The organism is Francisella sp. SYW-9 (assembly GCF_008711465.1).
In the GTDB taxonomy this organism is placed as follows: Bacteria; Pseudomonadota; Gammaproteobacteria; order Francisellales; family Francisellaceae; genus Francisella.
The window spans coordinates 1-5,123 of record NZ_VXKQ01000020.1; the positions used below are offsets into that span (position 1 = coordinate 1).

The following is a 5,123-nucleotide window of genomic DNA, read 5'->3' on the forward strand; positions in this document are numbered from 1 at the left end:
TTAACAGCCAATAGAGAATCTCCACCTATCCTAAAGAAATCATCTGTAATACCAACTTTTTCTAATCCAAGTACTTCTGCAAATATACTACATAATTTCTCTTCAAGTTCCGTAGTAGGTGCTACATAACTATCTTCATTAACAAATTCAGGATCCGGTAATGACTTACGATCTAACTTACCATTTACTGTTAATGGCATTGATTCAATCTTAACTAATACACTAGGCATCATATACTCTGGTAATACTTTAGATAATTGATTAACTATCTCTTCTTGGGTTAATGACTCTACATCCGATACATAGTAACCAACTAAGTACTTATTATTATTTCTTTCCTTAGCTAATACACATGATTGCTTAATACCAGCTATAGCAGATAATTGATTCTCAATCTCTCCTAATTCAATACGATACCCACGTATCTTAACCTGATCATCATCTCGACCTATATATTCAATATTGCCATCTTCCAACCATCTAACTAAATCACCTGTCTTATACAATCTTGTATAACCCTTAGCTATATCACCCTCTGTAGCAAATGGATTAGATACAAATCTCTCAGCTGTCAATTCAGGACGATTCAAATAACCTCTAGCTAAACCTGCTCCTCCTATATATAATTCTCCAACAACCCCAACTGGTACTGCTTGTTGATGTTGATCTAATATATATGCTTGTGAATTAGGAAATACTGAACCTATTGATAATGGATTTTCCATATTGATTAAACTTGACGTAATTTCCCCTGTTTCAGAGGGACCATAATAATTATATCCTCTTATATTATTTGATATAGATTCTATAATATTAGTATTTATAGATTCCCCACTGAAATAAACCTTCCTTATAGAAGAATTATTATCAAAATATTGATATAGTATTTCATATTGAGAAGGCACACAATGTATACTAGTTGGTTTCTTATTATTAATAAGATACATTAGCTCACTTTCATTAAAAGCATCTTTTGTAATTAATATTTTTGCTCCAACTAATAGATGTGTTAGTATGTCTGATATTGATACGTCAAATATGTAATTAGTCTTAAATAGATAAATATCATCTTTTAGAATATTACTAAACTTAATCATATGTAAAATTCTTATAACTAAACTATTATATCCAACCATTACACCCTTAGGTAATCCAGTAGTTCCTGATGTATATATAACATAAGCTAAATCTGTTGAGCTACTTTGTGGAGGTAGATCTTCCTTATCCTCTTGCTCATATACATAGCGTTGTTCTTCTGTTGGATCTATCGATATCAAATTAACATCACTAACTATATAATAAAGCTTATTCTCCAAATGACTCTGCGTGATAACTAACTTAGCCTGTGTATCTTTAAGTATATGTCTGAACCTCTCTTCTGGATATTCAGGATCCATAGGTACATATGCACCTCCTGCTTTCATTACCGCAAGTATACCTATCACCATATCCAAACTTCTCTCTAAGCATAATGGTATTAATATATCTGGTTTAAGTTCTTGGTTAGTTATTTCCTTATATTGCTTCCTTATATACCTAGCTAATTGATTCGATTTATAGTTTAGCTCTTTATAAGTTAACTCCTGATCCTCAAATACTAATGCTACACTATTAGGATTCTGTTTAACTTGTTCCTCAAACAATTCATAGATCGTCTTATCCTTAGGATAGTCCTTGTCTGTTTCGTTCCAGTTATATACTATTGTCTGATATTCTTCTTTTGATAAAAGTGAATAGTCTTTTATCTTTACATTTATATCATTAACCAATAAATTTAAGGCCCGTCTCAAATATTTAATATATCTCTCTGCTGTACTTCTATCAATAAAGTTATTAGATCCCTTTAGAACGATCTGAAAATTATTTAGATATCTTATTACATGAACAAAAAAAGGAATATTTGATTTTTCATGTGAATATTCTGAGTCAATACTATTATTCGCATAATCATCCTCCGCTATATGAAAGTGAATATAGTTAAATGCAAATTGACATAAATCTTCTTGGATATTCAAATCTGATTTTAATTTCCCATATGGATAAAGCTTATACCTTTCCGTATAATGCTTATTGTCTTGGGTACCTAAAATTAAATCTTTTAATGTATCATTTTCATTGATGCTACCTCTAAAAGGAATAGTATTTAAATGTAAACCAAATAACTTATCACCATTTTCCTCTTGTAATCTATTGTTAGCTATTCGACCCACTACTAAGTTTTCTTTATTTAATAGCTTAGACAAAACTAAGTAGTACATAGATAAGAAAATATTATCAATTGATATAGATAATGCTTTAGATAGTTCAAGTAATTTAGCCGACGTATTAGAGTCAATTAGTTTATCAATTACTATTTGATCCTCTTGTGATATAGAATCCCTTTCTAATATTAAATTATTATTTACATAATTATAATTTTCTAAATAATTAAGCCAAAAGTCTCTATATTCTTGATTATTTATAACTGCTAATTCATTTCTTATAAACTTACCATAGCTAGGTATTAACTCTTGTTTTATATCTTCTTCTTTAACATATATGTCGACAAATTCTGATATTAACGATGCCACACTCCAGCCATCAGTAATTGCATGATGAAATGAATATATTAATACAAAGGAATCTTCTCTTTCAGAAATTATAAGTCTATATAAACCTGCCTCATCTAAAGGTAAAATAATATCTTTTTCTTTACTTACTATCTCTTCAATAGATATTGAGGAATCCTTTAATATTACTTTATCTTCTATACATACTATTCTATGAATAACATTATAGTATCCTTCATCTAATTCAATAAATGACGCTCTCAACTGATCATGTTTTAGAGAAAGCTTCTTCCATATATCAATAAATTGTTCCTTATTAAACTTTTTATTTATCCTATAACTAAACACGTCATGATACATCCCTGTTGTGTCTATTACAGATTCAATTAACATCCCTGACTGCAAATAACTAGCTGGGTATATATCCTCTATTTCACTCTCTAAAATATTTAATCTACTTACTACTTCATTTCGTTGTCTTTCTGTCACTAAAGAAAAAGGTATATATTTTTTATCTAAAATATCTTTTGAATGGTTTACATTATTTAATAACTTCTGTACCGTTCTATAATTAAATACATCTGCTACTGATATATTAAATCCTGATTTTCTTAACTTACCTACTAGACGAATACTTACTATTGAATCTCCACCTATCCTAAAGAAATCATCTGTAATTCCTACTCTCTCTAATCCAAGTACCTCTGCAAATATATTACATAACCTCTCTTCAAGTTCATTGCTCGGTGCTACATAACTATCTTCATTAACAAATTCAGGATCCGGTAATGACTTACGATCTAACTTACCATTTACTGTTAACGGCATTGAGTCAATCTCAACCAATACACTTGGCACCATATACTCTGGTAATACCTTAGATAATTGATTAAAGATCTCTTCTTGGGTTAATGACTCTACATCTGATACATAATAACCAACTAAGTACTTATTATTGTTCCTATCCTTAGATAATACACAGGATTGCTTAATACCAGTTATAGATGATAATTGATTCTCAATCTCCCCTAATTCAATACGATAGCCTCGTATCTTAACCTGATCATCATTTCGACCTATATATTCAATATTGCCATCTGCCAACCACCTAACTAAATCACCTGTCTTATACAACCTTGTATATCCTTTAGCTATATCTTCATCTGTAGCAAATGGATTAGATATAAATCTCTCTGCTGTTAATTCAGGTCTACTCAAATAGCCTCTATCCAAATCTATAGAACCTAAATATAATTCACCTACTACCCCTATAGGAACTGGTTGTTGGTGTCGGTCTAAGATATAAGTTCTTATATTGCTAATTGGCTTACCTATTAGTATCGTATTATCATCTAATTGGATATCATTAAATGATGTAACATCTATAGCTACTTCTGTAGGGCCATATAAATTATTTAATTTAACTTCTTTGAATAACTCCTTAAACTCTCTTGCTACACTACTAGATAAAGCTTCCCCACTAGTAAATACATCTGTAATACTAACATCAGATATATCTTGAGTATTAGCATATGATAAAAATGCAGATAGCATACTCGGAACAAAGTGTAACTTAGTTATTTCATTACTCTCTATTAAATTATATAAGTACTCTGGGTCCTTATGTCCTTCTGGTTTAGCTATATGTAACTGGCTAGATGATATTAATGGCAATAATAATTCCCATACTGATACATCAAATATATATGGTGTCTTTTGTAAAACTCTATCATTACTATCAAAACTATACTGATCTCTTTGCCATAATAGTCTATTAACTAATAGTCTATGAGTAATAACAGCTCCTTTAGGTAATCCAGTAGTACCTGACGTATAAATAACATATGCCAAATCTGTTGAACTACTTTGTGGCGATAAATTTCCTTTATCCTCTTGAGCATATACATAACTTTCATCTTGGTCTGAATCAATCAATATACTAATATCACTAGCTATATAATCAAGCTTATTTTCTAAATGACTCTGCGTGATAACTAACTTAGCCTGTGTATCTTCAAGTATATGTCTAAACCTATCTTGCGGATAGTCAGGATCCATCGGTACATATGCTCCACCTGCTTTCATTACAGCTAAGATGCCTACAACCATATCTATACTTCTTTCTAAAAATAATGGTATTAATGTATCTGGCTTAAGTTCTTGATCTGTTATTTCTTTATACTGCTTTCTTATATATCTAGCTAATTGATTTGATCTTTCATTTAACTCTTTATAAGTTAATTGCTTACCTTCACATACTAATGCTACATTATTAGGATTTTGTTTAACTTGCTCTTCAAACAGTTGATATATAGTTTTGTCTTTAGGATAATCTCTATCTGTTTGGTTCCAATCATAGACTATTGTCTGATACTCTTCTTTACTTAAAAGACTATAATCCTTTATCTTTGTTTCTTTATCACTTACTAACTGACTTAATATCTTCTTATATGACTCAACTAATCTATCTATAGTATCTTTTTTATAAAGTGATGTGGCATAATTAACCGATCCTACCAAATTACTTTGACTGCCATCTATAAAACATTCTAAATCAAATTTAGATACTTTATA

General features: G+C 30.0%; 1 protein-coding gene. It reads right to left on the reverse strand.

Features of this window, described 5'->3' with window-relative positions; genetic code table 11:
• Positions 1-5,123: non-ribosomal peptide synthetase (locus tag F3D62_RS09360; RefSeq protein WP_150467988.1), on the reverse strand; the 5,123-nt coding region annotated here is incomplete at both ends.